At 38.9% G+C, this 26,460-nt stretch carries 23 protein-coding genes and 1 tRNA gene; 8 read left to right on the forward strand and 16 right to left on the reverse strand.

What is annotated here, in order from left to right:
- Positions 1-283 precede the first annotated feature (283 nt).
- Entirely contained in the window at positions 284-1,120 is an 837-nt protein-coding gene (locus tag BBI00_RS07970) for a M12 family metallopeptidase (RefSeq protein WP_065398265.1), read from the forward strand.
- A 171-nt stretch (positions 1,121-1,291) separates the two neighbouring features.
- Here the strand turns inward: BBI00_RS07970 and BBI00_RS07975 are convergent, their stop codons facing one another.
- Positions 1,292-1,645 carry a hypothetical protein gene (locus BBI00_RS07975; RefSeq protein ID WP_065398266.1) on the reverse strand — a complete coding sequence of 118 codons (354 nt, stop codon included), beginning with the start codon at positions 1,643-1,645 and terminating at the stop codon, positions 1,292-1,294.
- Positions 1,646-1,941: 296 nt separating this feature from the next.
- On the opposite strand from BBI00_RS07975, the gene BBI00_RS07980 reads away from it, so the two are divergent.
- The 4 genes from BBI00_RS07980 (at position 1,942) to BBI00_RS07995 (ending at position 6,118) form a co-directional block, all read left to right on the forward strand.
- A complete protein-coding gene (locus BBI00_RS07980) occupies positions 1,942-2,949 on the forward strand; it encodes a LacI family DNA-binding transcriptional regulator (protein WP_065398267.1) in 1,008 nt (335 codons plus the stop codon).
- 54 nt (positions 2,950-3,003) lie between these two features.
- Positions 3,004-3,918, forward strand: coding sequence for a carbohydrate kinase family protein (locus BBI00_RS07985; RefSeq protein ID WP_065398268.1), 915 nt, complete (start codon positions 3,004-3,006; stop codon positions 3,916-3,918).
- Between the two features lie 10 nt (positions 3,919-3,928).
- Positions 3,929-5,170: an L-fucose:H+ symporter permease gene (gene fucP, locus BBI00_RS07990; protein ID WP_123902238.1), complete on the forward strand. Its 1,242-nt coding sequence runs from the start codon at positions 3,929-3,931 to the stop codon at positions 5,168-5,170.
- A 105-nt stretch (positions 5,171-5,275) separates the two neighbouring features.
- On the forward strand, positions 5,276-6,118 hold the full coding sequence (locus tag BBI00_RS07995) for a sugar phosphate isomerase/epimerase family protein (protein ID WP_065398270.1): 843 nt from the start codon (positions 5,276-5,278) through the stop codon (positions 6,116-6,118).
- Positions 6,119-6,178: 60 nt separating this feature from the next.
- Here BBI00_RS07995 and BBI00_RS08000 read toward each other — a convergent pair whose 3' ends face one another.
- The 15 genes from BBI00_RS08000 to BBI00_RS08070 form a co-directional block, all read right to left on the reverse strand.
- Entirely contained in the window at positions 6,179-7,528 is a 1,350-nt protein-coding gene (locus BBI00_RS08000; protein ID WP_065398271.1) for a Dyp-type peroxidase, read from the reverse strand.
- 64 nt (positions 7,529-7,592) lie between these two features.
- A complete protein-coding gene (locus tag BBI00_RS08005) occupies positions 7,593-8,042 on the reverse strand; it encodes a nuclear transport factor 2 family protein (RefSeq protein ID WP_065398272.1) in 450 nt (149 codons plus the stop codon).
- 6 nt (positions 8,043-8,048) lie between these two features.
- On the reverse strand, positions 8,049-8,621 hold the full coding sequence (locus BBI00_RS08010; RefSeq protein WP_065398273.1) for a dihydrofolate reductase family protein: 573 nt from the start codon (positions 8,619-8,621) through the stop codon (positions 8,049-8,051).
- A gap of 263 nt (positions 8,622-8,884) precedes the next feature.
- A complete protein-coding gene (locus BBI00_RS08015) occupies positions 8,885-9,427 on the reverse strand; it encodes a hypothetical protein (RefSeq protein ID WP_228394736.1) in 543 nt (180 codons plus the stop codon).
- 52 nt (positions 9,428-9,479) lie between these two features.
- On the reverse strand, positions 9,480-9,812 hold the full coding sequence (locus tag BBI00_RS08020; RefSeq protein WP_065398275.1) for a DUF2147 domain-containing protein: 333 nt from the start codon (positions 9,810-9,812) through the stop codon (positions 9,480-9,482).
- 93 nt (positions 9,813-9,905) lie between these two features.
- On the reverse strand, positions 9,906-10,556 hold the full coding sequence (locus BBI00_RS08025) for a VOC family protein (RefSeq protein ID WP_065399666.1): 651 nt from the start codon (positions 10,554-10,556) through the stop codon (positions 9,906-9,908).
- 11 nt (positions 10,557-10,567) lie between these two features.
- Entirely contained in the window at positions 10,568-10,981 is a 414-nt protein-coding gene (locus tag BBI00_RS08030) for a VOC family protein (protein WP_065398276.1), read from the reverse strand.
- The gene (locus BBI00_RS08035) at positions 10,971-11,927 is read right to left on the reverse strand and encodes a fumarylacetoacetate hydrolase family protein (RefSeq protein ID WP_065398277.1); all 957 of its coding nucleotides are present in this window, start codon (positions 11,925-11,927) and stop codon (positions 10,971-10,973) included. The genes BBI00_RS08030 and BBI00_RS08035 overlap by 11 nt, the downstream gene beginning before the upstream one ends.
- 6 nt (positions 11,928-11,933) lie before the next feature.
- Positions 11,934-13,841: an acyl-CoA synthetase gene (locus BBI00_RS08040; RefSeq protein ID WP_065398278.1), complete on the reverse strand. Its 1,908-nt coding sequence runs from the start codon at positions 13,839-13,841 to the stop codon at positions 11,934-11,936.
- Positions 13,838-14,173, reverse strand: a complete 336-nt coding sequence (locus BBI00_RS08045) for a DoxX family protein (protein WP_123902239.1) — start codon at positions 14,171-14,173, stop codon at positions 13,838-13,840. Before BBI00_RS08045 ends, BBI00_RS08040 begins: the two co-directional genes overlap by 4 nt.
- Positions 14,170-15,681: an FAD-dependent monooxygenase gene (locus BBI00_RS08050; RefSeq protein ID WP_065398280.1), complete on the reverse strand. Its 1,512-nt coding sequence runs from the start codon at positions 15,679-15,681 to the stop codon at positions 14,170-14,172. The genes BBI00_RS08045 and BBI00_RS08050 overlap by 4 nt, the downstream gene beginning before the upstream one ends.
- A gap of 87 nt (positions 15,682-15,768) precedes the next feature.
- A complete protein-coding gene (locus tag BBI00_RS08055) occupies positions 15,769-16,335 on the reverse strand; it encodes a Crp/Fnr family transcriptional regulator (protein WP_065398281.1) in 567 nt (188 codons plus the stop codon).
- A 266-nt stretch (positions 16,336-16,601) separates the two neighbouring features.
- A tRNA-Arg gene (locus tag BBI00_RS08060) sits at positions 16,602-16,673 on the reverse strand.
- Between the two features lie 21 nt (positions 16,674-16,694).
- Positions 16,695-18,464, reverse strand: coding sequence for a TonB-dependent receptor (locus BBI00_RS08065; RefSeq protein WP_065398282.1), 1,770 nt, complete (start codon positions 18,462-18,464; stop codon positions 16,695-16,697).
- A gap of 71 nt (positions 18,465-18,535) precedes the next feature.
- On the reverse strand, positions 18,536-21,499 hold the full coding sequence (locus BBI00_RS08070; protein WP_065398283.1) for a tetratricopeptide repeat protein: 2,964 nt from the start codon (positions 21,497-21,499) through the stop codon (positions 18,536-18,538).
- Between the two features lie 257 nt (positions 21,500-21,756).
- On the opposite strand from BBI00_RS08070, the gene BBI00_RS08075 reads away from it, so the two are divergent.
- From BBI00_RS08075 to BBI00_RS08085, 3 genes are all read left to right on the forward strand, one after another.
- Complete coding sequence (locus BBI00_RS08075) at positions 21,757-23,997, forward strand: CocE/NonD family hydrolase (RefSeq protein ID WP_065398284.1); 2,241 nt, start codon at positions 21,757-21,759, stop codon at positions 23,995-23,997.
- A 103-nt stretch (positions 23,998-24,100) separates the two neighbouring features.
- Entirely contained in the window at positions 24,101-25,783 is a 1,683-nt protein-coding gene (locus BBI00_RS08080) for an APC family permease (protein WP_065398285.1), read from the forward strand.
- A gap of 208 nt (positions 25,784-25,991) precedes the next feature.
- The gene (locus BBI00_RS08085) at positions 25,992-26,333 is read left to right on the forward strand and encodes a DUF962 domain-containing protein (RefSeq protein WP_065398286.1); all 342 of its coding nucleotides are present in this window, start codon (positions 25,992-25,994) and stop codon (positions 26,331-26,333) included.
- Positions 26,334-26,460: the final 127 nt, after the last annotated feature.

Genomic DNA, 26,460 nt, shown 5'->3' on the forward strand with positions numbered 1-26,460 from the left:
AAATATGACATTCATAAAGCCTTACAATTAACTTTAACCGACAAATAATGAGGCTAATATTACAATCTGAACTATTCAAATCTACAATTTCATGCCGGCAAGATTCCTTTATAGAAGGACATAACAACCAGGTGTAGTACCTGTGTAGATATCCTCTGAGTTAAATTTATAAATGCAAAAGAGAGAAAATAAGTTTTTTTATCATAAATTTAATTCACACTTAATAGATAAATTTATTTTTTTATTATTGTAAAAAATATTAATCATCATAAACACCAATATCATGGAATTACACAAGAAGATCTTATTAGGATCATTTATTTCAGTGGCTATCGTATCGTGCAATAGTACAAATGACAGCATAGAGATCCCACAGGAACAGTCATCACTCTCAGAATTATTGGCCATCCCCACAGCAGATATTCCTGCAGGCTTTGAAAAAACACAAATGTGTAAAGATGTTTACCTTCCCGGTGAAGATAAAATACCCGGAACAGGTTCAAAGGGCGCTGTGATTACCAGTAAGAAATGGCCTAACGGCAGCGTCATTACAGTGAGCCTTAATGGAGGTACTACCAAGGTACGCAACAAAGTAATGCAGTATGCGAAGGAATGGTCTCAATATGCCAACATCACTTTTAACTTTATTACCAGTGGAACAGCACAGATCCGTGTTACCTTCACTCCCAACGCAGGATCTTATTCATATATCGGGAAAGATGCCCTCAGCATAGCTTCCAATAAAGAAACCATGAATTTCGGCTGGTTTAATGACTCAACAAGTGATGCGGAATTCAGCAGAACCACTATTCATGAGTTCGGACATGCGCTTGGGATGATCCATGAGCATCAGCATCCTTTAGCAGCGATCCCGTGGGACAAACCAAAAGTATATGCTTACTATGCAGGTTATCCCAATTACTGGACCCAGGCCCAGGTAGATAATAACCTTTTTGCAAAATATTCTACCTCACAGACCCAGTATAGTGCTTATGATAAGCTATCAATCATGCATTACAGCATCAGTTCAACTCTGACCACCAACGGATTCAGTGTTGGAAATAATACAGTCTTATCTCCTACCGACAAGCAGTTTATTGCATCAGTATATCCGAAATAAGAATTCACTTATACCAAAAGAGTCTACCTTGATGTTACACAAGGTAGACTTTATTTATTGATCGCAGGTCTAAAAAGAATGGTATTGATTAATGAACTATTTTTAAAGGTTTAGCCAAACCATTGGGTTTATAGTCAAATATTTTTCAGTACTGGAAGGTCTTCCTGTGTCTTATAAAACCCCATAACAATATAAGCACATCCATCTGCCCTGATTATTGGCAGCTTCGGCATCAAAAATATAAAGCCCTTTACTCTCTATAAATTCTCTCTGGCCCTGTTTATCACCTCCGGAAGCATTGGTAATGTAGATGATGGTTCCGTCCTGTTCTGCACCGTACAATGTGTTGCCCTTTGCCGTAAGCTCCTCACGGGTAAGCCTTGGCGGAAGAAGCCCGTCGATCGTTAAAGCTTCTTTTTTGGCTGTAATATCAAGGGTCGCCTTAGGCTGATCAGTATTTATTCCTGTCTGTGCAGATAATACTGTAGCTGCTGAAATAAAGATAATGGTTAAAAAAGTTTTCATTGTTGATTTAAAATTAAATAAAGTTTAGGATCAATAATAAATCCGAAAATAAAATAAATATATCAATTTAAAAAAATTATAGGATAAACGTTTAACCAAAATTAATAATGACCGTATAACAACTTAACAATTTATTAATACTATAATTATTAAATTAACACAATTTACTGAATATCAATATATTAAAATAATTTAAAAATTTTGCTAAATTACACTTTTTTCTGAAACCACCAAAAAAAACCACGCTATTGTTTTTTTACGATTTTATGAGATATTTTTGTGGTTTAAAAAATAATATGAAAAGGTCTTCCATAAAAGATATTGCTAAACTGGCAGGAGTTTCCGTAGCCACAGTATCTTATGTTCTCAACAGAAAGGAAGGACAGCGCATCAGTGAGGAGACCCGGAAAAAAATTTTTAAAATTGCTGAAACGATTAACTATACTCCCAATAAGATAGCAAAAAGCCTTAAAACAAACAAAACAAAGCTTCTTGGGCTTATTGTTGCAGACATCTCCAATGATTTCTATTCTCATATAGCGAGAAATCTTGAAGATAAAGCCTTAAAACTTGGTTATACCCTAATCATCGGCAGCTCTGATGAAAATGCCGAAAAGTTTAAAAAACTTACAGAACTCTTTTCACAACAGCAGGTAGACGGAATGATCGTTGCCCCCGTTTCAGGATCTGAAAATACCCTTGAAAACCTCATCAATATTAAATACCCTATTGTAACCATTGACAGGTATCTTAAAGGAGTGGCTGTCCCCGGAATTACAATTAATAATCAGGAAATAGCAGAAAGTACAGCCGGCTTACTGCTGAATAAGGATTTTGATAAGATCATCTATATAGGTTATGAGACTGAGCTTCCACATCTGTTAGACCGCCAGCATGGTTTTGAAAAGGCAGTAGGAGCTTCCGGTAAAACGGTTGAAATGCACTATCTGCTGGTAGGATTAGAAAATATAACCCGGGAAGTCCATTCACAGCTTGAAAGCAAGTTGGGGAATGCCCCTGACAATACAGCCCTCTATTTTTCAAGTAATAAGCTTGCAGTAGCAGGTCTTTCCTATATTGTCAAAAATAATATCAGTGTTCCGGAACAGGTTTCTGTAGTAGCATTTGATGAAACAGATGCCTATAACCTTTTCCCCACAGAGATCACCTACATCCAACAGCCTATTGAAGAAATGGCTGAAGAGGCTATCAAGCTGCTGGACGCCCAGATCCATGATTATACAGCAACCGGAAAAAGGGTCACATTATCCGCAAAACTGGTTTCCAGAGCGTCTTTAAAATAATCAACTTTAACTGAAACATTTTTTTTAAATATTAACTTAAACGTTTAACTAAATATGATTACTAATAAAATGAACAATGTCGTTTGCTTTGGAGAGGTTCTTTGGGACATCTTCCCAAGCGGATCCAGGGCTGGTGGAGCTCCGTTTAATGTTGCCTATAATCTTTTCAAGATGGGGCTCAATACCAAAATGCTCAGCAGAATTGGAAATGATGAATTAGGCCACCGTCTTCTCAGCCAGATTCAGGATTGGGGAATAACAACAGAATTCATACAGGTAGACCATGAAAAAGCCACAGGAACAGTGCTTGCTGATTTTGATGAGCATGGAGAAGCTGTGTACGAAATTGTACAGGAAGTAGCCTGGGATTATATTCAGCCTCTGCCTGAACACAGGGAATTGATTGAAAATTCAGAAGCTTTTGTTTTCGGAAGTCTGATCACAAGAAATGAAGTATCACAAAATACATTGCTTGAACTTCTGGAATATTCAAAGTTCAGGGTATTTGATGTCAATTTCCGCCCGCCTTTTATCAATTTTGAATTCATTAAAAAATTATTACACAAAGCGGATCTTGTGAAGATGAATAAGGCAGAACTCAGAACAATTCTTGAATACCTCGGCGAAGAATATATAGATGAAGAGACCGGCATCAGACATCTACAGGCTTATTTTAACCTGAATGAAATTGTTCTGACCAAAGGAAGTAAAGGAGCCAGATATTTTGTGGGTAAGACTGCCTATAATTTTCCGGCAGTTCATATTGATATTGCGGACACTGTAGGAAGCGGAGATTCTTTTCTGGCCGGGTTCCTGTCTAAAAGGATTCAGGGAAGCTCCCCGGAAGAGATTATGAGGCAGGCAACGTCACTGGGTGCTTTTATCACCTCAAAACCAGGTGCATGTCCGGATTATACTTATGAGGAATTCAGGGCATTCAGAGAAAAAAACAGCTGTACAATCTCTTAAAACATACTATATGAATACTCCAAAATTTACAGATAAAAAGTACTATATCATTCTGTCTTTTGTAACTTCATTATTTTTCTTCTGGGCTATTGCGCTTACCATGGGTGATGTATTGAATAAGCATTTTCAGAATGTTCTCCACATTTCGAAATCCAAATCCGGACTGGTACAGCTTTCCATTTTTGGGGCTTACGCACTTATGGGGATTCCTGCAGGTCTTTTTATGAAAAGGTTCGGTTATAAACTGGGGGTTATATTAGGGCTTTCATTATTTGCACTGGGATCTTTTCTGTTTATTCCGGCAGCCGATACTTCTTCATTTGATTTTTTCAGATTGGCCCTTTTTGTTCTCGCAATGGGAATGGCAACGCTTGAAACGGTGGCCCACCCTTTTGTAGCAGCCCTCGGTGATGAAAGAACGAGTGACCAACGGGTCAATTTCGCCCAGTCATTTAATGGTTTAGGGGCCATTATCGGTCCTCTGTTGGGTGGGTATTTCATTTTCGGGGCACCTGATTCCGGAACGGGGTCTCTGGATTCAGTAAAAAATCTTTATACATGGATTGGTATTGTAATTCTGGCGATTACCATTATTTTCAGCTTTATCAGAGTACCGGACCTCAAAGATCCCCATGCAGAAGATGTCATTACAGAAAGTGAAAAAGGAGAAGACCAGACCACATCTGATCCGGAGGCGCCGCTTTATAAGCAGAGGCATTTTATCTTTGCAGTCATTGCCCAGTTTTTCAATATTGCCGCCCAGGGCGGGACGTGGGCTTATTTTATCAATTACGGTGTGGAAAAGATGCATCTTCCCGAAATACAGGCGTCCTATTATTTTTCACTGAGTATGGCCATGATGATGATCGGAAGATTTATCGGAACCTTTCTGATGAGATTCATCGCTCCCAACAAGCTGCTGGCTATCTTTACCAGCTGTAATGTCATTCTGTGCCTGATTATTTCCCAGAGTTTCGGATGGGCATCATTTATAAGTCTTATTTTGCTCAACCTGTTTCTGAGTGTAATGTATCCCACTATTTTCAGCCTTGGACTTAAAAGATTAGGATCAAGAGTTCAGCAGGCATCATCATTCCTGGTTATGGCCATGTTCGGAGGCGCTGTTTTCCCTCCGATCATGGGTAAAATTGCTGAAAAAGATATTGCCCATGCCTATCTCCTTCCGATTCTATGCTATGTGGTTATTTTATTGTTTGCATTAAAATTCTATAAGCCCAGAACATTCAAATAATCCCAATGAAAACAAAAGCTTTTCTTAACCTTGTGTATCTTATTTCTATGCATCAGCAGGGAATTACTGTTCAAAGAGATTTTTTAATTTAAAATAAAGAAAAATATGAAGAATATAAAATTAGGGGCTTCCCTGCTCTCCTGGATCACTCCGCTATGGAATGCAGAATCAGGAAAATATGCTATAGAAAAAACGGCACAGGCCGGGTTTGACCTTATCGAAATACTGTTGCCGAATTCTATGGATTTTGATGCTGCTACCGTAAAAAAACAGCTGAAAGAACATCACCTGGAAGCTGTATGCTCGCTGAATCTTCCCAAAGATGCCCATATTGCTTTTTATCCTGAAGCAGCAGAAAACCTCATCAAAAAAGCAATTGATAAGGTTGATGAGCTTGAAACCAATCTGCTGGCCGGAGTACTGCACAGCGGAATTGGCGTCTTTACCGGAAAACCACTCACAGAAAACGAAAAAGACATTATAACTGAAGTATGGTGTAATGTATCGGATTATGCCCGAATCAGGAATATAGATATCGCTATAGAACCTATTAACCGCTATGAATCCTATGTTTGCAACACCGCAGAAAATGTCCTTGAGCTTATTAAAAAAACAGGCAAAAACAACCTTTTCCTTCACCTCGATACCTTTCATATGAATATTGAGGAAAATAATTTTTATGATCCGATAATTAAATCCGGAAAAATGCTGAAGCATATTCATATTACAGAATCTCACCGGGGTATGCCCGGAGAAGGTACTGTGAATTGGGAAGAATTTTTCTCTGCATTGAAAGCAATCCATTTTGAAGGAAATCTGGTTCTTGAAAATTTCAGTTCCTCAATTCCCGGAATGCAGGAAAAGGTTTCATTATGGCAGAAATCCACTCATGATGCCCGGGAACTTGCTGAAGGAAGTCTTGCTTTTTTAAAGGATAACATCCGGTAACAAGAGTATGTTGAGTGATCTCAGAAGTTAAAATCAAGTATCAGGTAAGAGTTTTATCACCTATACCTCACTCATCCATTTTATAGCATTGATGCCCGGCATAAATAAATACATCCCACCCTTTAAAATATTAAAAGTCGGCATTCCAACAAAGCGTTTAGGTAAAGGATCGCTGGGCATTGTAAAAGTACCTTTACCTTCGTTGAGCCCTATCATAGGATCTCTTTCATTTTTGAGGCTGACAAAATTGCCGTTGTTCACCCATTCCTTTTGTAAAAATTCAAGCGTTTCCATAGCTTTTGCACTAAACGCTATAAAATAAAGTCCCCGTTCCTTACCATCATCTTTAATACTGTCCTTGGGCAATGCAGGTCCATAACCCACACCTTTGCGTATAATACGGTGCAGGTTCACATCCGACATCACAGCCATCTTACTGTTACGGGGATTCATACGCCGCATATGACTTGAATAAGGTACTAGCTTACCACTTTGGTCATTGCTGAAATCAAAATCATTATTTTTTGTAACATCTGCGCCCAATGCAGCATCGTCTTTAAACGGGCATCTATTTAAAGGAGCACCACTACGCCATCTGCCTATCATTTTAGCAGCTAACAATTCCTGCTCATCTTTCGATTTAGCCTGTTCACTTAAATATTTATTGAATGAAGCAACGTGGCTGTGGTATTTTCTAAAAATGACGAAAGTACCATTTCTGGCAAATTCAAATGGCTGCGGCATTGGATAATGGTTACCAGCTTCGTTGGCATAACCTAATATAAATTCACCTGCCTTTATAGGCCGTTCTTTAGAATTTAACTGCTCTGCCCCGCTGCCTTCAATTTCCGGGTTACTGATCCCATCACGAAAACCAAAATGATTGAAATTCCCTTCTATAGGGGTATCAAAATCTGCCTGAAAACACAGTTTAACACCTTGGTGCTTTTCCAGTATTTGAAGAGCAAGTGCTTTTTTGGAGTTCAGATCATCCAGATTTTTTGCAACAATGGAAACGGCAATATGATTATTGGTTGCTTTAAAAACAGAATCCCATTTTTCGGGGGCGTTCTCATTAATATCCATTAGTTTTTCGCTACGGGCAGCCATACCTTTTTTAAAAGCTTCCGGAAAGCTTTCAATAGTAGACTGCGGAAGTCCAAGTTTCTTTAGCCCCTCATAGGTAAAGGCAATTGAAAGCCATGCATCATCATTATCCCACCAATTTTTTGCATTGGTGACATAAGGTAGTATTTCTTTCAAAAATGCTTTGGCAGAAGCAGTATCCAGAATTTCCAGGAAAACATTGACCCCATGATAAGGCAAAGGTCTCTCACGCAAAATAATGGCCTGAATATCCTGCAGCTCTATTTTTTCAGCGGTGCGTTTAAATAAATTTTTTAAAAACATAAGATAATTAATATTGAAGTTTTGGCAATATCATATGAACTGGTTTTTCTTCGCCAGCTTGTTATTAGTCAGGCGAGCTTGAAAGCACAACTGCAAGAGAGTCCATATAATCGCGCCAATGAATTATTTTTCTGTCTTTAATCGTTACGATGGAACAAAAGCGGTTGTCATATGCTTTTTTTGTTGAAGGAACATGACCGTGTACTGCATATTCCAAAATAATTACATGAGCAGGATCTGCAGATTTATACACCCGCAGGCCATCAGCAGAATGCAGGATATTGCCGTATCCGCTGAACCAGTCCATATAAGCTTTACGCCCTTCAAGCTTGTTTGGAAATCCCTCAAAATTATATAGAAACTCAAATACAGCATCTTCCGCTACGGCATCCCAGAAATGTTCTCCGTCAACTTCGCCTGTCAAACCTTCCATGACGATGTTGTAAAAAGGGTCGGCATTTTTATTTTCAAAAGCAGGATGCGTTCTGTCTGCTTTTTCTATTTTCTTTTCCATATCAAATTATTTCTTTAAAAGATTGTAATTAAGTTCAGTTACCCCCGAAGCAAATTGCCTGGTAGACAAGAGTTTTAAATTTATTTTGTCTTTGATGCCTGTAAACAATGGAATGCCCTGTCCAAGAATAATCGGATTTACAAATAACCAGTAACCGTCAATTAAATTCTGTTGAATAAGTGAATGTGTTGCTTTCGGGCTACCGAAAACCAGTATCTCACTCCCTGTCACCTGTTTTATTTTATTTATTTCGTTGGAAATGTTATCACCGATAATAGTCGTATTTGTCAAACCTGCACCGTTCATTGTTGTTGATAAAACAATCTTGTGAGCGTTGTTATACCACTTTGAGTGATTGATATCGTGTTGGGATGCATTCGGTTTATCTCCTGCATTTGGCCAGTAAGCTTCCATCATCTGATAAGTAACCCGTCCATATAATGCAGTGTCAGTTTCGCTTATCCGTTTGCCAACATGATCAAAAATTTCTTCATCAACGTGAATCCAGTTCATTTCTCCGTTCGGTCCTGCTACAAAACCGTCAAGCGATATATGCATAAATGAAATTATTTTCCTCATACAGTTTTATTTTTATTATTGTTTATGATCTGTTACTGATGTTAAATATTTGATCCTGAACGACACTATTGTTTAGCACATTTAAAACGTTACCCAAAAAGTTCTTTTCAGTGTCTGGGGTTCTTTCCGTTTCTTAAGCCGAGGCCTTACTTCTGACAAAATCTGGTATGCCTTCAGTCTTTCCATTTGAACGTAGCCAATGGGACCGATTGGTTCCAAACAGCAACAGAAACGAAGGAAAGATGCTCTCTAGTGTCTTAAGTTTATAATTCCAAAAGCTTATTCAGACCTGTACCTATCTTCTCCAAACGTGTGGTATCAGCAACAGTAAGGTTCGGATGACTTACAAACCAGGCTGAGGCTGTTATTTGTTTACTCAAAATAAATTCCTTTACAGCAGGTGATTTTATACCGGGCCATCCTTCAATATTTCCAAAAATCAAATCCATCATCTCCGGTATTTTGGTAGCAAAGTCATTGATATAGGTATCCCAATCGCCATCATAGCAAGTGCAGAAAAGCAGCTTGGTGTCATTTTCCAAAAACACAAAACGCATATCGTGCAGTGTACCCACTTTTCTGGCACCTGTAAGATTTCCTTTCAGCGTTTCAAAAATCAGCCGCAGATTTCTGGCCCCGTCAGGTTTCAAATCTGTGATAATAGTCAATTCAGAGAGTTCTCCACTACGCAAACCGGCATCCCCCGCACTGGTTACTTCGTGTGCTTTATCCAGCGGTTCACCAAGTGTGGCTAAATACAATTTCAGCTTTAATGCTGCATCCTGTGTGAGTTGTTTGATATTCATATCCATTGAATTAGAGATAAATAAAATTAATTAAAATAAATGACCTTAATGTTTACTGTTTTACCCAATAAAAGGTTTTAGAAAATATACCTTTATGCGCTACTATTTTCAGCTTTTTCCCTTCCAGGTAAAGTTCACAGTTTCCTTTCTGCCCTGTCTCATGATTCTCCACATTACCTTTCCATTCATTTTTTTCAAAACGAACATTATAAAGCGTGGGACGTCCTTTGGGATCTACACCGGAAAATTTTCCTTTATTATTGGAAATGGTGATCGTAACACCATCTTCGGTTTTCCATTTTCCTGTAAAATCATCTTTTGCAGATTGGGCAAAAGCAAGGGCAGCAAAAAACATGGAGAATACGAATGCAATAAGTTTTTTCATTTTTATTTTTTTAATTGTAATTGATATTACAAAGATGAATCTTTATTTCCTGTGACTTTTTTAGATATCTAAAAAAACACTTCCGGCTGAAAATTATTTTTTCCTTTTATAATTCTCAATCGTATCCATCGTTCCGCAGAACTCTACATTGTTCCAATCAGGATCATAGAAATAAACAGCAGTATTACCGCCTGTTTCACCATCCCCCATGGGTGGTTTATCATTGTGGGTTACTGTTCCGTAATTAGGTATATATCCTTTTGCCCTGACTTGCTTTTCAAAGTTTGCCACATCTTCAAAACGGTTTCCACTTACTTCAAATGCAAAATGAAAAAAGCTCATTCCCGAAGGAACTGTAATTTCCCCCTGCCCGTTCCGTTCCTCAATCAGCACCAGACATTCTTCGTGTTCATCAGCACTCATATAACAGCATCGGATAGTATATCCTTCTTTGAATGGATGCGGTTCTGTTTCAGTTATCCGGCTTGTGCTTAATCCCACAAGATCATTGTACCATTTCCGACTGTCATCGATACTTTGCACATATATTGAAAGCTGGTCTAAATGTGAAATCAGTGACGGTTTAAACACACCATAATCAGCAGTTTTATTGGAAAACCGTTTTCCGGTAATAGTGCCTGGCAACAGCACTAATTCTCTTACCCATTTTTTACGCAGCAGAAACGCAATCTTCTGCTTAAATGGCGAAATAACATTGGGTGGTATGTATGCATTTTGTATCATCTTCTTTGTATTTAAGGTTTCCATAAAATTTCTATCCAGTGTTTGTCAGGATCCTGAAAACAGAACGCCTGCCAACCGGGCTGCATTTGTGCCGATTTCAACATTCTGCCTTTTCGCAGCGGAATGCTCATGGCTTCGGCCCGTTGCTGTATCTTTTCAAAGCCGTCTTTATCACGTACCGCCATTGAATAATGCAACATAGAATGATTATCCATTTTTAATTTGTGGTGTTTGACCATACAGATATCATGGTGGTAAAAACCGAAACTGAAAAAGTGCATTTCCTGTTTTGAAATTTTCATTGCGGCACTGCTGTCAGGATGATTGAGTGCTGAAAACTGCAGGTCGAATAACTGCATGTAAAAATCTTTTGAACGCTTCAGATCTTCTACATAAAAAACATGGTGCTGTAATTTAGAAACCATAAGAAATAATTTTGTTGAGTTGTGTGCCTAAATCAATTTTGCCGTCAGCCGAATAAATCTTTGTCTTTACGATGTCATTGTCTTGCAGGTAATCAGCTTTCTTTTTACGAAGCACATTTACTTTTTTTTCATTGCTCAGCAGCCACGTTGCAATTCCCTGCAGGAACTTCCCCGGAGCTTTTATTACAACTCCTCCAGGTGTACCTGTCAAAAGCAGATCACCTGCGGACAGGTCCTGAAATTCTGAAATCTCAGTAAGTGTTTCGGCCGGTTTGAAAATAAGTTGAGAAGTATTGGCTTCCTGGCGGAGCTGGTCGTTTACCCAAAGCTGAATGGTAAGACTGTTCAGGTAATTGAAATCTTCTTTGTCCAGCAGATAAAAAACAGGCCCCAAAGGCAATAAGGTGCGGCAGCTTTTGCCTTTATACCACTGTGCGTAATCGTCTTTGTATTGCAGGTCTCTTGCTGAAAAATCGTTGGCCAGCACAAGACCTGCAATGTATTCGTGTAAATTGGCTTCAGTGATTTTTACGGGTTGAGTAATGTCTTTTCTGATGATTAAGCCTAACTCCACTTCATAATCCAAACACTGGCAGTCCTTGGGCCTGATCACGGGACTCAAAGCTCCTGTAATGGAACTTGAATCTTTTGTAAACATTACATTTCCGCTCGATTTGTCACTCAAACCTGATTCTTTGCGGTGCGAAGCATAATTTACGCCCTGGCAAAGCACTCGTAACGGACCCGAAACCGGTGCAAGGATTTCTACCTGTTGAAAATCAAATGTTTCCTTTTCCAGATTTTCGTCAGACAAATAGGCGTCCGGGGTTTCGATGAGATCCCGTAAAGTAGAAGGCTGTGCTATGAATTGTGAAATTTTTTCACCAGATAGAACACCCCACAAAGCGATGCCGTTTTTTTTGTATTTTACGATTGATATTCCCATAATAATTTACTTTAATTGATATTTAACAGTATAATTTCCTAAAGCTTCCTTTACCTTTTCGGCAATGATCCCAGGATTTTTTCCCGTTGCGGTAATGTGTGCCACCATACCCCATTGAGGTGTCTGGTCTACGTTGATTTCAAAGTGTTCGATTTCGCTGACAGATCTCAATTCGTTGCTGAACACTCTTTTTATTTCAATTTGTGTAAGCTCAGGCTTGAAAATTTTACCTACCGCAGTAAGCGGAATGGTTTCTACGATAAAAATTTCTTTTGGTATTGCTGCTTTTTCCGCAATATTTTCCTGTGCGAAAGTTTTCAGTTCTTCTGCTGAAACCTGCTGATTGGGTTTGAGCTGTACAAAGGCAACAGGCATTTCGCCCACCCGCTTATCGGGGCTGCCGATAGCTGCGACCATTGCAACAGCCGGATGTTGAGCCAATGGTTCTTCAATGGCCTTTGGGTCAATGTTGTGCCCGCCACGAATGATCAGCTCTTTTTTACGGCCTGTTATCCAAAAATAGCCCTCTGCGTCTTGTTTACCTGTATCACCTGTGTTATACCATACCTCTTTTCCGTCATTTACCCATATATTTTCGTTGTGTTGGGCTTCTTTGTAGCCAGGGAAAATGTTGATTCCTTTGCAGACAATGATCCCGATTTCATATGTTTCGGCATCACGGATATATTGTCCTGTTTTTTCCTCCAGAACCACAATTTTCATTTGGTGGTGTGGCAATGCCAGACCAATGGACCCTACTTTGCGCTTTCCGAAAGCAGGATTGGCAGAATTAGCGCAGGCACCCTCTGTGAACCCGTAGCCTTCAATAATCTTTATTCCGGTGCTTGCTTCAAAATCGTTGAACAATTTAACCGGCAAAGGAGCCGCACCACACAAAGCATACTCCAGGCTGCTAATGTCTTCCTTCTGTATTGGTGTCTCCAGTATCATCTGCAGGACGGTAGGTACGGAACTGAAAAAGGAAATTTTGTAATGTTCTACAATTTTCCAGAAGTTTCTGATAACGCCTTCACCCCGATAGCCTGACGGTGTTGCCAACAAAATGCAGCCACCACTTAAAAGCGGCGCGATGCCCGTAACAATAACGCCGTTAACGTGAAACCAGGGCAAACCACAAAGAAGTGTTTTATAGCCTGTTAAATCAGCCCAATTCATAAGTGACCATGCATTGGCAATCTCGTTGCGGTGGGTATGCTGTGCTATTTTCGGTTTACCTGTTGTGCCGCCTGTGTGAAAGTAAGAAGCAATAGTATCAGGCGAAATAGTACGCTGAAAAGAAAGATGATCTTCCGGATACTGGTTGACCGTTTTGTGAAAATCCAAAAGACGGATGCTGTGCGACGTTTTGGGCTTTTTGGCTGTGAGCTGTACAGCTATTTTTGGAATGAAATCAAGGTATTGGGTAAGGTTTACGGTGATCACCGTTTGCAAAGTGGGAACATCGGCAAAAATGCCCGATACTTTTTCCCAGATATCGGTTTTAGGGAATGGTGACAGTGTAACCAAAACTTTTGTGCCTGCTGCATTCATAGTCTCTGCCATTTGCGAAGGTTGCAACAGCGGATTTATTGCGTTCACAATGCCTGCGGTTTCTGCACCGAAAAACGTAAAAACGGTTTCGGGAGAATTAGGTAAAATGTAGGAAACGACATCGGTATCTCCAATACCTAAATCACGGAACATATTGGCTGTGGCATTAATTTTTTTGAGTACTTCTTTGTATGTCCACTCTGCCGAATGTCTGAACTTAGTGCCCTGCAGGAAAAACTTTAATGCGACACGATTCGGAAATTTCGTGGCACTTCGGGCAACCGCTTCGTAAGTGCTGTCTGGCAAATCAGGCAATGGCTTCTGCTCAAATTCCCGAACATCTTTTCTGTTTGCTATATTCATATTTTATTAATCTGTTTGATTACTGATAAGCTGACTAATGCAACCAATAAAACAGTGGTCAAAACAGCCAGTATATAGCTCTGCCAGCTTTCTTTTATTTTAATTAAAGTATAAAAGACACCCGCCATAATAAGCAACAAACCAATAGCTGACCACAAGGCGTATGGTGTAAATAAACCTGCTGTAAGCGTGGCCTGCAAAACGGCAACTACATACATAAATCCCATGCTGTAACCTGCCTTTTGAAAAGTAGGCTTTGATTTGCCCACCAACTTACTGATCATTGCCAAACCAAAAATGAAAGCAATGCTGTATGTGATTGAAGTGATCATATCTTTTTTATTGGTGTTGATGATATATTTTCCATTTTCAGTTGAAATTCCCTGCACAGTTTTTCAGCATTGTTACCTGATGAGAATACGTACAGATCGGGGCGCACAATAAAATACTGTGCTTTTCTCTCCGCCCATTTCCGTAACTCTTCAGCGTAAGGCTCGTTGTCAAACACTACATATTTCAATTTTATTTTTTCGCAAAGGTCAGCAAGATGTGGTTCCCTGCTTTTACCGATCGCTACCAATGTCCATTTATTCGCCAAAAGCGTATCGGAATAACTGTTCTGGTTAATTTTTACTTGCGGAAACTGATAACGCTTCGCCTTTCCTGTACCCCAGAAGCCCTTTCCCAACGGATTCTTCGGTAGATGAAAATTGAGCAGCAAGCCATTAAGCAACGGGACTTTTGACAGCACTTTCAATATGATCCAAAGCCGTGTCGTAAAAATCCAGCCTACCAAAATTGCCAATCGGATATGAAATTTTACATGCTGATACCTTTCAGTCTGATAAGTTTTGAGGATAGTATCAGGCCACTGCTTTCGAAGAACAGCATCCAATTTCCAAGTGAAGTTCATTACATCCCTGAAACCTGCTGCCATCCCCTGTCCGGTGTAAGGAGGTGTAGTGTGTGCAGCATCGCCTGCCAAAATGATATTTCCGTGCTGCCATTCTTTTGCCAAAACACTTTTTACAGAATACAATACGCCATGCTGAATTTGCAGGTTTTTAGTTTCTACCCCTATTTCATACAAAAGCTGCTTGATTTTTTCCGGTTTTTGAATTTCTTCTTTGCTCAGGCCATTGGTATAATTCAATTCCCAGCGTTTGTGATTGCCTACACCGTTCATCCTTACCCAGGGTTTCCTGTGGCTGCAGATTTTTTGAACAGTGTTATACTGATCTGGCCCGGGACTCAATTCCAGTGCATCTATTTTCAAAATGTCTTTATCAAATCTTAAATTGTTCAGGCCAATGCCTAATTTGTTTCGGGTGAAACTGTTGGCACCATCGCAGGCGATCATGTATTTTGCAGATGCAAGCCTTTCGGTATTTGAAAAAACGGTTACTCCATCATTGTTTTGTTCAAAATCAGTAATGTCCTTATAAATAAGATTTACATTGGAAAAGCGTTTGCAGCCATTCCTTAAAATAGTTTCCAGTTCGGGCTGCAGAAACAAAAAATGATCAGAAGAAAAACCTCCCGGGAAAACACTTTTAGCCCGGAACAGTACATTGAATTTTTCATCAACAAGTTCCAAACCGCTGGCAGGTTTCAGTTTTGGCAGCAATTCATCCAGTAAACCCACAGACTGTACGATGCGTACAATTTCTTCATCCATATGAATGGCTCTCGGGAAACTAAATACTTTTTCAAATCTGTCAATACCTAAAACCCGGTATCCACGCGAACCTAATGTATTGCAGGTAAGCAGCCCAACGGGACCTAAACCGCATACTATAATATCATATGCTCTGGAGTCGTTTATTTTATCTTTTTGCATTACCTTGCTTTTTATACAGCAAAGTTCAGCAACATTTTCGGGGGAATTTTTTCGATATCTAAAAAAATGACGAAGCCTTAGAAAAAATTACCTGGATTTTTCGCCTCTGATTACGCTTAATGTAGATTGGGTAATCCCCAGGTAGGAGGCAATATGCCCAAGTGAGGAACGAAGAAGAATATTCGGATGCCTTTTGATCAATAGCTGGTAACGTTCTTGTGCAGACTGAAACTGAATAGAATAAAGCTGCTCGGCAAGCCGTTTAATGGTTCCCACCAGAACATGCCTGGAAAACCGTTGCAGAGCGGTGTCAGTTTCCATAATTTTTTCTACTTTCATAAAGTCTGCTGTTCTGATTGTCCCGTTTTCCAACATTTCAAGATAATATGGATAGGGCTGATTTAGAAATATGTTTTCAATAGGTGCATAAAATTTAGTTTCATCAAAGAAATCGTGGGTAATATCCTTGCCGTCTTTAAGATAATATAAACGCATCATCCCTTTTTCAACGTAAAATATTTTTTTTGATTGTTTACCTTCATTCAATAACTGATACCCTTTTGGTAATTCTATATAATCAAAAATCTCATCAACAATATGTGCCTTTTCGGTTGAAAGACCGGCTCCTTTTTGTAAGTATTCGAGTAATTCCATAATAAAAATTCATTTACAAAAAACAATGACTTTCCTTATTAAATCAGGCATCCCTTTATTGGCTAAAATAAGAAAAAAGCGGATACCAATCATCAACTAAAATAACTACGTTGAGGCATCTGTTTTTTGTAAGCAAAGGATATCGGGAAATTCTGTTTGTTCATTTTCTATCCGCACCTTAGATCAGATGGTTATTTTCTGATACGCATATTGAGAGGTACAAACGGGGAATATAAACAAAAAAAGCTCCTAAAAAGGAGCTTTTGTGACCGCAGAAGGATTCGAACCCTCACTGTCGGAGCCGAAATCCGAAGTTCTATCCATTAAACTATGCAGCCGTATTCATGATGATGAATGATTTAGAAAGTGATCTTCACTCCTCCCAGAATCTGTGCACCCAGGACTTTATATCCTTTGTACGTCTGGTATTTTGAGCTCAGAAGATTATTTCCGAGTGCGAAAATACTGAAATTTTTGTGAATTTTATACTCTGCGGATAAATTTAAATCAGCATATCCCCCAACTTTATCATTGGTGTTCTCCGTAGACTGGAAAATCATCCCCGGATTTGCCACACCTTCGATGGTATAAGAGTTTGTTGTTCTGTCACTTGCAAAAATTCCTTTGAACCCTAACAATAATTTCTTGTCCAGCATTGTATATTTTGCTCCAATACTTGCATTCAGTAAAGGAACGTTATAAATATTCTCGTAATTCTTCAGATTGTACTTGGTGAACCTCAATTCTCCATCGATGATTAAGTTTTCCAATGGGAAATACTGCACACTTCCTTTGATATCGCTCACATTTCCGTCATCATATACCGCAGAAAAAGTATTGGCGAAATTATAGGCAGAACGGTTCAGTGTATATACGTCATCAAAAATATTGTTGGCTTTGAAGAACATAATATCTCTCATCTTTCCGAAACCTGCAGAGAAGTCGTATTTGAATGTTTCATCAATATCTCCTCTCAATCCTACATAAAAATGATATTTCGTCTCTGTTGGCTTTAAATACTGGTCAGAAAGCACAAATGGATTGGCCTGTAAAAGGTCACCGTACGTATTGAGCTTCAGACCGCCGTCTACCCCACCATAGAACTTAAATTCTTTTGCTGCAGCAAACTGGAATTCAGCCTGCGGGAACCAATAGGTTTTATTGTTTTTCAGCTGTTCAGCCATCAGGTTGTTCGAATTTTTGGCATTCAGGAAAGAGAATGAAGAACCTAACATCAAATAAGAATCTCCTTTTCTGAAAGTTACTTTCGGAGTAAGGCTGGTATTGAAGAAGTTAGCAGAATTCTTGTCTCTGATTGCAAAATCTGTCTTTACGGCTTCCAATCCTACTCCAAGGTCAGCGTTCAGATTGATTCCTGATTTTCCTAGCTCCACAGCATGTTTTGATAAATTAGCCAGAATGGAAACCTGGTTTTCCTGCGCATCAAAGTGGTCTTTGAGGAATGATGATTTTACTCTTACATCATTCAGAATTTCATTGGAATAGAAGTCATAATATCCGTTCACCTTAAACTGATTCACTTTCTGCTTCAGGTCAACATCTGCTGAAGGTGTCATCGCATAGATCCCGTAATAGTTATAGTTATTCAGTCCATATTCAGCGTTGATATTGAATTTCCCTTTTTCTCCATACGAATTAAGGAAAGCACCGAATGTAGCTGAAGTCTGCTTGGAGTTCCAGTCATATTCTTTTTTAAGACCATTTGTGGAAAGTACATGCACGTCTCCTCCTACTTCAAACTTATTTTCAAGGGTCTTGGAAATGTTTCCGTCAAGCAGGATCTTCCCATAGTTCCCCATTCCGAACTGGACATAGTTATTCTGGGCTGTTCCGTCAAACTTCGGAGCCACATCTTCTCCCTGAATGGTTGATGTTTTGAAATCTGAAACTGCCGGAACATCCGTGATCGTGTATTTCACAGGATTCTGGGATTTCTCTTCCGGCGGATAGTTCTTAATGGTTTCTACGGAAGTTTTCTTCTTCTCGATCTTCTTCACTTCCGGCTCTCTTTTTTTGTTAAGAACCAGTTTTTCCTCCTTGATCTGGGAAAACGCCACCGACGAAATTCCTAAAAATAATATGGATAATAATTGAATTTTTCTGTTCATTACTATGAGTGTATTAATATATTCATATAAAAAGTACCAATAACTATTTACACGAATAGGATACTACATTTTTACTTTTTTATCTGCTTTTTAACCTCTTTTGCCTCAGCAACGATCTCAGGGAAGTCCTTATAATTCGCAATGATCTGATCACAGGTATAACTTGCCTGGTAATTGTCCTTCAGCCCGATATAGTTTTTCGCCATCAATACCAGGGCTTTTGCCCCCCAATAGTCTTCAGATGCATAATTGTTGGCAAGCTTAAAGATCGTTTCGTTCGAAGATTTAAAAGCTTTTCCTTTGTTCTGGTAATAAGCTTTTGCATATAATGCTTCTGCAGCTACCGAGGTATTGGATGATTTTTCAAGAGAAGTATAAGCCGTCTGTGCATCTTTATCCTTTCCTGAGTTCATCAGACTTCTTGCTTTGATCACTTTTGCCGTTTCAATCACAGCAGCAGAGTTCTTGGAATTGGCAATAACTGCATTGGCTAATTTTTCAGCTTCAGAGAAATTCTTTTCATCTGCATACAGTTTCATCAGTTCAACATTTGCATAATTCTTAATGCTGATATTGGAAGAATTTTTGATATCCTCCAGATACTTTTTCGCTTCAGCAGTATTCCCCTGTGCAATGAAGATCTGAGCTAAACGTGTTTTTGCATCATCCTGGTAATCGTTCTGAATTCCAGCAACTTCCTGAAGCACAAGTAAAGCTTTAGTTGAATTATTGGTCTGGTAATAACTTTCTCCTAATTCATACTTCGCCTGGTACAATCCTTCACCTGTAGGATTTTGAGTCAGGTACTTCTCATAATAAGAAATGGCATTCTTATAATCTTTCTTCGCAAAATATTGTTTTCCTGTAGACAGGTTGATTTCATCAATTTCAGAAGCATCTACATTCACTCCTATATTTCTGGCGAAAGCTTCATATCCTGAAACATCCCCGTTTTTCGTAAAGAGCGGTTTTGCTGCCTGAACGATCTTCTGGGCATAGGCTGTATTTTTATACTGTTCTCCCAGAGATTTCAATTCAGAAAGCGCTTTATCATTCTGATTCTGGTCTATATAATTCTGAGCCGTGTAAATAGATGCATTGGCGATAAGGTCTTTATCAGAAGATCCTTTAATAACTTTACCAAAATAATCATTGGAGTTCGCAAAATCATCCTGAGCTGCATAGGCAGTTCCTATTTCATACTGTGCGTCATCGTAATATTCGGAATCCGGATATTTTGATAAAAGGTTTTTCAGATTGGTAATCTTAGCCTGGGTATCTCCTTTGAATCCTAAAGCCATTGCTTTCTGGTAAAGCGTATAATCCGTTGAATCTTCATTCTTATCGTAGATGGCTATCGCTTCATTCAGATCATTATTGGCATAATGAATGTCTGCCAGCCGAAGTTCTGCATCATTTTTAAATTCAGGTTTCGGATTGGCCAGGTATTGTTTGAAATATATAGCAGCCTGATCAAATTTCTTGGATTTAAAATAGGCATATCCTAAATCATAAGGCAGCTGCTGTTTCTCCGGGAAGCTTTCATTAAGAAGTTTCTCATAACGTACAATCGCAGACGGGTAATTGCCTTTCTGGTAATATACCTGTGCCAGCCAGTACAGGGCCCTGCTGTTAAATTCTTTATTGATGTTGAAAGCAAGACTTCTTAAGAAATACTTCTCTGCTTCATCATAATTTCCTTTGTTAAACTCTTCTGTTCCCAATAAATAAGAAACTTCCTGATCCACTTTATTGATATCAGGAGTTGAGCTCTGCAGCCTGTCGATGGCATTCAGGGTTTCTTTATAGTTTCCTGAATACAGATATGATTTTACCAGCAGCGATCTCATTTCTGAAGCATTGGCAGCATTCTGATTGTCGTTAATATAGCTCTGAATAACCGCTGAAGGGCTTTCAAACGGGTTTCCGATATCATAGCTTAATTTAGCATATTGCTCGTGAGCCAGCTTTTTCACTTTTGCATCATAATCCATCTGGTAAGAAGACCGGAATGCAGAAAGAGCTTCCTGTTTTTTATCCACTGCCAGATAAGCATTTCCCAGCTGATAGTAAGCATTCTGTGCCAAAGCTGAATTGCTGTTCAGAAGCTGGTTGTAATAAGAAACCGCTTCATCATATTTTTTTAACTGAGCAGCCACAAACCCCATTTCATAAAGGTCATTTTCTGACGGATTCTGCTGTACGCTCAGATAATCTTTCAAGTGTGGATAGGCAGAGGTATAATCATTTTTCATAAAATAACTCTCCCCGATGATCTTATGTACTTCTGCCTTATAAGAATCTGAAATATTTTCGTTGAGTAAGGCATTTCCTTCTGAGATAGCCTTGTCATAGTTCTTATCGTTATAGTACATCTGTACATAATAAGGACGGACCAGCTTAGAAAATTTATCCTGATCTTTTACAGAATCAAAATACTGGAAAGCTTTATCATTCTGCCCGTTGCTGTAATACAAATGCCCCAGCATGTAGGCAATATCTCCTTTCTGGGACTGGTCAGCTGTTTTATAAGCTTCTTCCAATGCATCCGTTGCCCCTTTTGAATCACCGGTCATGAATTTGGCATAGCCCAGCTTCAGGATATACTGGGTATTTTCTTCTTTTGAAAGCTGATACTGATTAACTTTTTTCAAAGTTTCCAATGCTTTGTCAAAATCTTTTTTAGCCAGATAATAATCTGCAAGCGGTAAATTGGCCTGAGCAAAATAAGCGGAATTCGGATATTCTTTCATGAAAGCCGTCAGCCCTTCTTCAGCATGATTTTTCTGAAGGATAACCCCTATCACATTATCAAAAAACTGAGCCGCCTCCTTTTTCGAACGGGACAAATTCTGGTTGTAGAAATATTGTCTTGCGTATTCGTATTGGGAGGCGTTGTATATCTTGGTCTGGTAAAGATTTTCAGCTAGATTGAATCTGTAATTTTCTTTCTGTGTAAAATATTGGGACTGTTGAGCCTCGGAGATTCCGAAATAGATCACTGCAGCCGCTAAGAGTATTTTTTTTGATTTCATTCTTCCCGATATAAGAAAATTAGTCTAAATAAGTTAACGAAAATATTAAAAACTTATTGTTTAAGCAAGTTTTAACAGATTTAATGTCTTGAAATTACAGATCTCACAACAATGAAAAGATTTCACTGCCGCATGATAAAATTTCTTACTTTAGTCTGATAAAATGTAAACAATTTTATAAAACAGTTATCAAAAATATATTTTGACCTGATTCTTTTTGAACAGCAGCTAAAAACATACCATAAACACCCTATTCCATGAAATTTAAGATACTTTTAGCATTAATTTTTGTAAACCTGGCACAGGCTCAAAAATTGTATTTCCCACAAACCGCTGTAACTGATTCACTTATTCTGGAAAAACAGATGCCGGCTCTGGCCTCACAAGTGATTCCTCTTCTGCAATCGGAGAAAAATAAGCCCAAAAATGATGTAGACCTTTCTGATGCTCTTTTCCGTCTGCAGATCGTAACGAAAGATTATAAAAAATCTCTGACTACCCTTTCTGAAAACCGTAATCAGTTTGCAGACCATAATATGGCAGGTTACAGATTTCTGGGCTACGAACTGTACAGCATGGCAAAACTGGCTGAAGCAGAGAGAAAGATCTCTTTTCCCAAAGCACTGCAGGCAGCATTTAACAAAAAATATGAGAGTCTTCCGGATAAACTGATCCCGAGAATAGGCCTTGCCGTTGACGGAAATGTAATAGAGTCTAGAAAACAGCTGAAAAAAGCACTGGAAAAACAAAAAGGAAAAGACAGTATTGATTACAGATCGGCCCTGGCTTTATGCAAAAGCTATTTAAACTATAAAACTTATTCGGGCATCAAACCTCAGGTGATGCAGCTGCTGGCCTCAAAAGATCAGGAAAGGTTTATTATGGAGACAAAAGATCTTAAAACAAAAAACGGAAATACCCTGACCATCACCATTGTCAGAAAAAAAGAGAATAAATCTCCGCTTCCTGTTATTTTTACCAGCAATATCTACGCAGGACCCATAGATGATTTTTTTGGAAAAAGAGCCGCAGTCTACAATTATGTGGGCGCCGTAGTGAATACCAGAGGGAAGAGAAACAGCAATGATGAAAACGATCCTTTTGAACATGAATCACAGGATATCTATGAGGTAATAGATTGGGTAAGCAAACAGCCATGGAGCAATGGGAAAGTTGGAATGATCGGTGGCAGTTATCTTGGGTTCAGCCAATGGGCAGCCGTAAAGAAACTTCATCCTGCATTAAAAACGATCGTACCGCAGGTTGCCGTAGGAATCGGGATTGATTATCCGGCTCAGAATAATATTTTCATGAGCTATATGCTTCAATGGATTCAATATGTCACTAATAATAAGTTTACCGATGAAGCCGACTTTGCCAATGCTGCAAAATGGGATTCCATCAATACAAAATGGTATAAGAGCGGTAAAGCATTCAGATCTTTGGATACGATAAGCGGTAAACCCAGCAAAATATTCCAGCGGTGGCTGGATCATCCGGGATATGACCAATATTGGCAAAAAATGGTTCCGTATAAAGAGGATTTTTCTAAAATCAATATTCCGATCTTAACAACGACCGGGTATTATGATGATGATCAGATCGGTGCCTTATATTATTTTAAGAAACATCATCAGTATAATAAAAATGCAAACCATTATCTGGTAATAGGGCCTTATAATCACGGAGGAGCACAAAATTTCGGGTTTACTTACCTCAATGGTACCCCTATTGATCCAGTAGCCAGAATAAGCATTGATGATCTTGCCTTTTCCTGGTTTGATTATATCCTTAAGGATGGTAAGAAACCGGATATTTTAAAAGATAAAATAAATTTCCAGGTCATGAACACCAATACATGGAAACATGTTCCCGATCTGGGCAAAATGCATACCTCAACCCTTAAATTCTATCTCCAGGACCGTAAAAACGCCGCATCAGTATTTAATAAACCCGGCACCCCAAATTTTACAACACAAACTGTTGATCTGAAAAACAGGGATCAGAAGGACATTTATTATAAAATCAGCAAAAAAGACAGTATAAAAATGACCGGCTCACTTGCATTTGAAAGTGAAGTTCTGGATAAAGATATAATCATCAGCGGAAATCTTACGGGAATTTTTAATGTTTCCATCAACAAAAAAGATTTTGATACCGATACTTCGCTCTACCAGGTTCAGCCGGACGGGAAGTCATTTCTGCTGTCAACCCATATCGTAAGAGCCAGCTATGCCAAGAACAACGAGGTACGCCAGCTTCTGAAGCCTGGTGCCATGGAACAGATTCCGGTTGATAATTCGTATTTCATAAGTAAAAAGATAGAAAAAGGAAGTAAGCTTCTGTTACTGGTAGGAGTCAATAAAAATCCTAACTGGCAGATCAACTACGGAACCGGAAAAGATGTAAGTGATGAAACGGTACAGGATGCCGGGGAACCACTGGAAATAAAATGGTATAATGACAGCTATGTGGAAATACCTGTTTATAAGGATTAACCTATTTGATCTGTCATTTTTACTTAAATATTGTTAACGACTGTTAACATCAAAATAAAAAATCATTACATTTGCTTTTTTTCAAATCAAATATAGTTATTGAATGAGTCAACTTTTTAGAAGAAAAATCTATTCGGATACAGATACTTCAACGGGACTTTTAAGGGTCTTAGGTGTATGGGACATCGTATTTTTTGGTATTGCGGCTATTATTGGAGCTGGGAGTTTCAGCAGTTTAGGTGAAGCCGTTTTCAGAGGTGGCCCCGGTGTTATCCTTCTATATTTGATCTGCGGTTTTGCCTGTGGTTTTACAGCCTTATGCTACGCTGAATTTGCCAGCCGAATTCCCACTGCAGGTTCCGCTTACACTTATGCCTACGCCAGTTTTGGGGAATTGATTGCCTGGATCATCGGATGGGCCCTGATCATGGAATATTCTTTCGGAAATATTTATGTCGCCTTCTCATGGTCTGATTATTTCACCAGCTTTCTGGGACGTCTCGGAATGCATATCCCCGATTATCTCACGTGCAGCTATACAGAAGCCAGAAAAGCGGTTCAGTACGGCTCCGAAAATAAAGAATTGCTGAATGCCTGGAATACGGCCCCACTGATAGGAAGCTTAAAATTTATTGTTGATATCCCAGCTTTGGTCATCAATGGCCTGATTACATGGCTTTGTTATGTGGGAGTAAAAGAAAGTAAAAACTTCAACAATTCTCTGGTAATCCTGAAGCTTGGTGTGATTATCCTGGTTATTCTGGTAGGTTTTGCCTACATCAATACAGATAACTGGACACCGGTAAGTCCTGCAACGGGAATGCCATCCTTTATGCCTAATGGTTTTGCAGGGGTAATGAGTGCTGTTTCAGGAGTGTTCTTTGCGTATATCGGCTTTGATGCGTTAAGTGTACTTTCTGAGGAAACAAAAGATCCGCAGAAGACATTACCGAAAGGAATGATTATTTCCCTTGTTTTATGTACAGTGATTTATATCGCTCTTACTTTGGTTCTGACAGGGATGGTAGATTATAAAAAGTTTGACGGTGTGGGAGATCCTCTTTCCTTCATATTTGAAAAAACGAACGCCAATGTAGCCTGGATGGAACTGATCGTTTCTTTTGTAGCTATTGTTGCCATCACTACCGTATTACTGGTTTTCCAGATGGGACAGCCAAGAATATGGTACGCTATGAGCCGTGACGGACTGATGCCGCAGCGATTTCAGAAGATACATCCTAAATACAAAACACCTTCTTACGCAACAATCGTTACCGGAATTGTAGTAGGAATTCCTATCCTGTTTACAGATAAAACATTCATCCTTGATTTTACCAGCATCGGGACAATTTTCGCATTCGTACTGGTATGTGCGGGAGTGCTTGTTCTTCCTGCCAAAGAAAAAATAAAAGGCAGATTTCACCTTCCTTATGTAAATGGTAAGATTATTTTCCCTGTTATTTTTATAGGGAGCTTAATTGCATTTTATTACTGGCAGCCGGAATTCTTCCAAAACCTGATGGACTGGTCAGATCCTAAAGAAGGTGAATTCAGAGCATCTATCTTCTTCTTTATCCTGATCAACCTGATCATGTGTGTTGTGACATTTGTGAAAAATCTTTCATTGATCCCATTGATCGGTTTAAGCTCATGTTTATATCTTCTTACCGGAATGAGCCATGAAAACTGGTTCTGGTTTGGAATGTGGTTCCTTATCGGAATGGTTATCTACTTCTGCTACGGATATAAAAACAGTAAGCTTGGAAAAGAATTAAAGAGCAAATAAATAAAAAACAGCTAAGCAGCAAAACTGCGGAAAGGCAAAATGACAAAAGGTAACTCTGTAAAGAGGCTGATTGTCATTTTGCCTTTTTCTTTTATTCTTTTTTTACCTTACTTCTGTAACCCGGACAATATCCGGTTTTTTGAAACTGATCTGAAAAATCGGCAGAATTATTGCTATAACACCAATATAATCAATAAACTAAACCGCCATGTCTGAAAGAATTAAAACATACCGGGAGTTTTATCAGTTTTATCTTACCGAACACAGCAAAACAGGGACCCGTATTTTCCACTTTATCGGAACCCTGCTCGTGTTTTTCGTTATAGGATATGTTATCAGCTCAGGAAAAGAGAGATTTTTATGGTATATTCCTATTTTCGGTTACGGATTTGCGTGGTTCAGCCATGCCGTGATCGAAAGAAATAAACCGGCAACTTTCAAATACCCTTTATGGTCTTTAATTTCAGATTTCAGGCTGTTTTTTGAATTACTTACCGGTAAGCAGAAGTTTAGAGAAACTGCTCCCCAGAATCAGTCTGCTGAGAAATAATTTTGCCACGCATACACAGATTTTTAACGTGTAAGCGTGGCAATTATATTTTTCCCGCAAATCAGGTATCAGTGAAACAACCGCTTATTCTATCTTCTTTCTCTTCAGACACAGGAAAAGGCAGGCA

Origin of the sequence: Chryseobacterium arthrosphaerae, assembly GCF_001684965.1 — a bacterium.
Classification (GTDB): domain Bacteria; phylum Bacteroidota; class Bacteroidia; order Flavobacteriales; family Weeksellaceae; genus Chryseobacterium; species Chryseobacterium arthrosphaerae.

Excerpts from the sequence above, each read along its gene's own strand:
- BBI00_RS08015 (WP_228394736.1), bottom strand. The coding sequence starts at position 9,427 with ATGAATATCAAACAACTCACACAGGATGCAGCATTAAAGCTGAAATTG.
- BBI00_RS08080 (WP_065398285.1), top strand. The coding sequence starts at position 24,101 with ATGAGTCAACTTTTTAGAAGAAAAATCTATTCGGATACAGATACTTCA.
- BBI00_RS08025 (WP_065399666.1), bottom strand. The coding sequence starts at position 10,556 with ATGATACAAAATGCATACATACCACCCAATGTTATTTCGCCATTTAAG.
- BBI00_RS08065 (WP_065398282.1), bottom strand. The coding sequence starts at position 18,464 with ATGAACAGAAAAATTCAATTATTATCCATATTATTTTTAGGAATTTCG.
- BBI00_RS08070 (WP_065398283.1), bottom strand. The coding sequence starts at position 21,499 with ATGAAATCAAAAAAAATACTCTTAGCGGCTGCAGTGATCTATTTCGGA.
- BBI00_RS08020 (WP_065398275.1), bottom strand. The coding sequence starts at position 9,812 with ATGAAAAAACTTATTGCATTCGTATTCTCCATGTTTTTTGCTGCCCTT.
- BBI00_RS08035 (WP_065398277.1), bottom strand. The coding sequence starts at position 11,927 with ATGGGAATATCAATCGTAAAATACAAAAAAAACGGCATCGCTTTGTGG.
- BBI00_RS08005 (WP_065398272.1), bottom strand. The coding sequence starts at position 8,042 with ATGGAAAAGAAAATAGAAAAAGCAGACAGAACGCATCCTGCTTTTGAA.
- BBI00_RS08030 (WP_065398276.1), bottom strand. The coding sequence starts at position 10,981 with ATGGTTTCTAAATTACAGCACCATGTTTTTTATGTAGAAGATCTGAAG.
- BBI00_RS07995 (WP_065398270.1), top strand. The coding sequence starts at position 5,276 with ATGAAGAATATAAAATTAGGGGCTTCCCTGCTCTCCTGGATCACTCCG.
- BBI00_RS07980 (WP_065398267.1), top strand. The coding sequence starts at position 1,942 with ATGAAAAGGTCTTCCATAAAAGATATTGCTAAACTGGCAGGAGTTTCC.
- fucP (WP_123902238.1), top strand. The coding sequence starts at position 3,929 with ATGAATACTCCAAAATTTACAGATAAAAAGTACTATATCATTCTGTCT.
- BBI00_RS07985 (WP_065398268.1), top strand. The coding sequence starts at position 3,004 with ATGATTACTAATAAAATGAACAATGTCGTTTGCTTTGGAGAGGTTCTT.
- BBI00_RS08000 (WP_065398271.1), bottom strand. The coding sequence starts at position 7,528 with ATGTTTTTAAAAAATTTATTTAAACGCACCGCTGAAAAAATAGAGCTG.
- BBI00_RS08075 (WP_065398284.1), top strand. The coding sequence starts at position 21,757 with ATGAAATTTAAGATACTTTTAGCATTAATTTTTGTAAACCTGGCACAG.
- BBI00_RS08085 (WP_065398286.1), top strand. The coding sequence starts at position 25,992 with ATGTCTGAAAGAATTAAAACATACCGGGAGTTTTATCAGTTTTATCTT.
- BBI00_RS07975 (WP_065398266.1), bottom strand. The coding sequence starts at position 1,645 with ATGAAAACTTTTTTAACCATTATCTTTATTTCAGCAGCTACAGTATTA.
- BBI00_RS07970 (WP_065398265.1), top strand. The coding sequence starts at position 284 with ATGGAATTACACAAGAAGATCTTATTAGGATCATTTATTTCAGTGGCT.
- BBI00_RS08010 (WP_065398273.1), bottom strand. The coding sequence starts at position 8,621 with ATGAGGAAAATAATTTCATTTATGCATATATCGCTTGACGGTTTTGTA.
- BBI00_RS08050 (WP_065398280.1), bottom strand. The coding sequence starts at position 15,681 with ATGCAAAAAGATAAAATAAACGACTCCAGAGCATATGATATTATAGTA.
- BBI00_RS08055 (WP_065398281.1), bottom strand. The coding sequence starts at position 16,335 with ATGGAATTACTCGAATACTTACAAAAAGGAGCCGGTCTTTCAACCGAA.
- BBI00_RS08040 (WP_065398278.1), bottom strand. The coding sequence starts at position 13,841 with ATGAATATAGCAAACAGAAAAGATGTTCGGGAATTTGAGCAGAAGCCA.
- BBI00_RS08045 (WP_123902239.1), bottom strand. The coding sequence starts at position 14,173 with ATGATCACTTCAATCACATACAGCATTGCTTTCATTTTTGGTTTGGCA.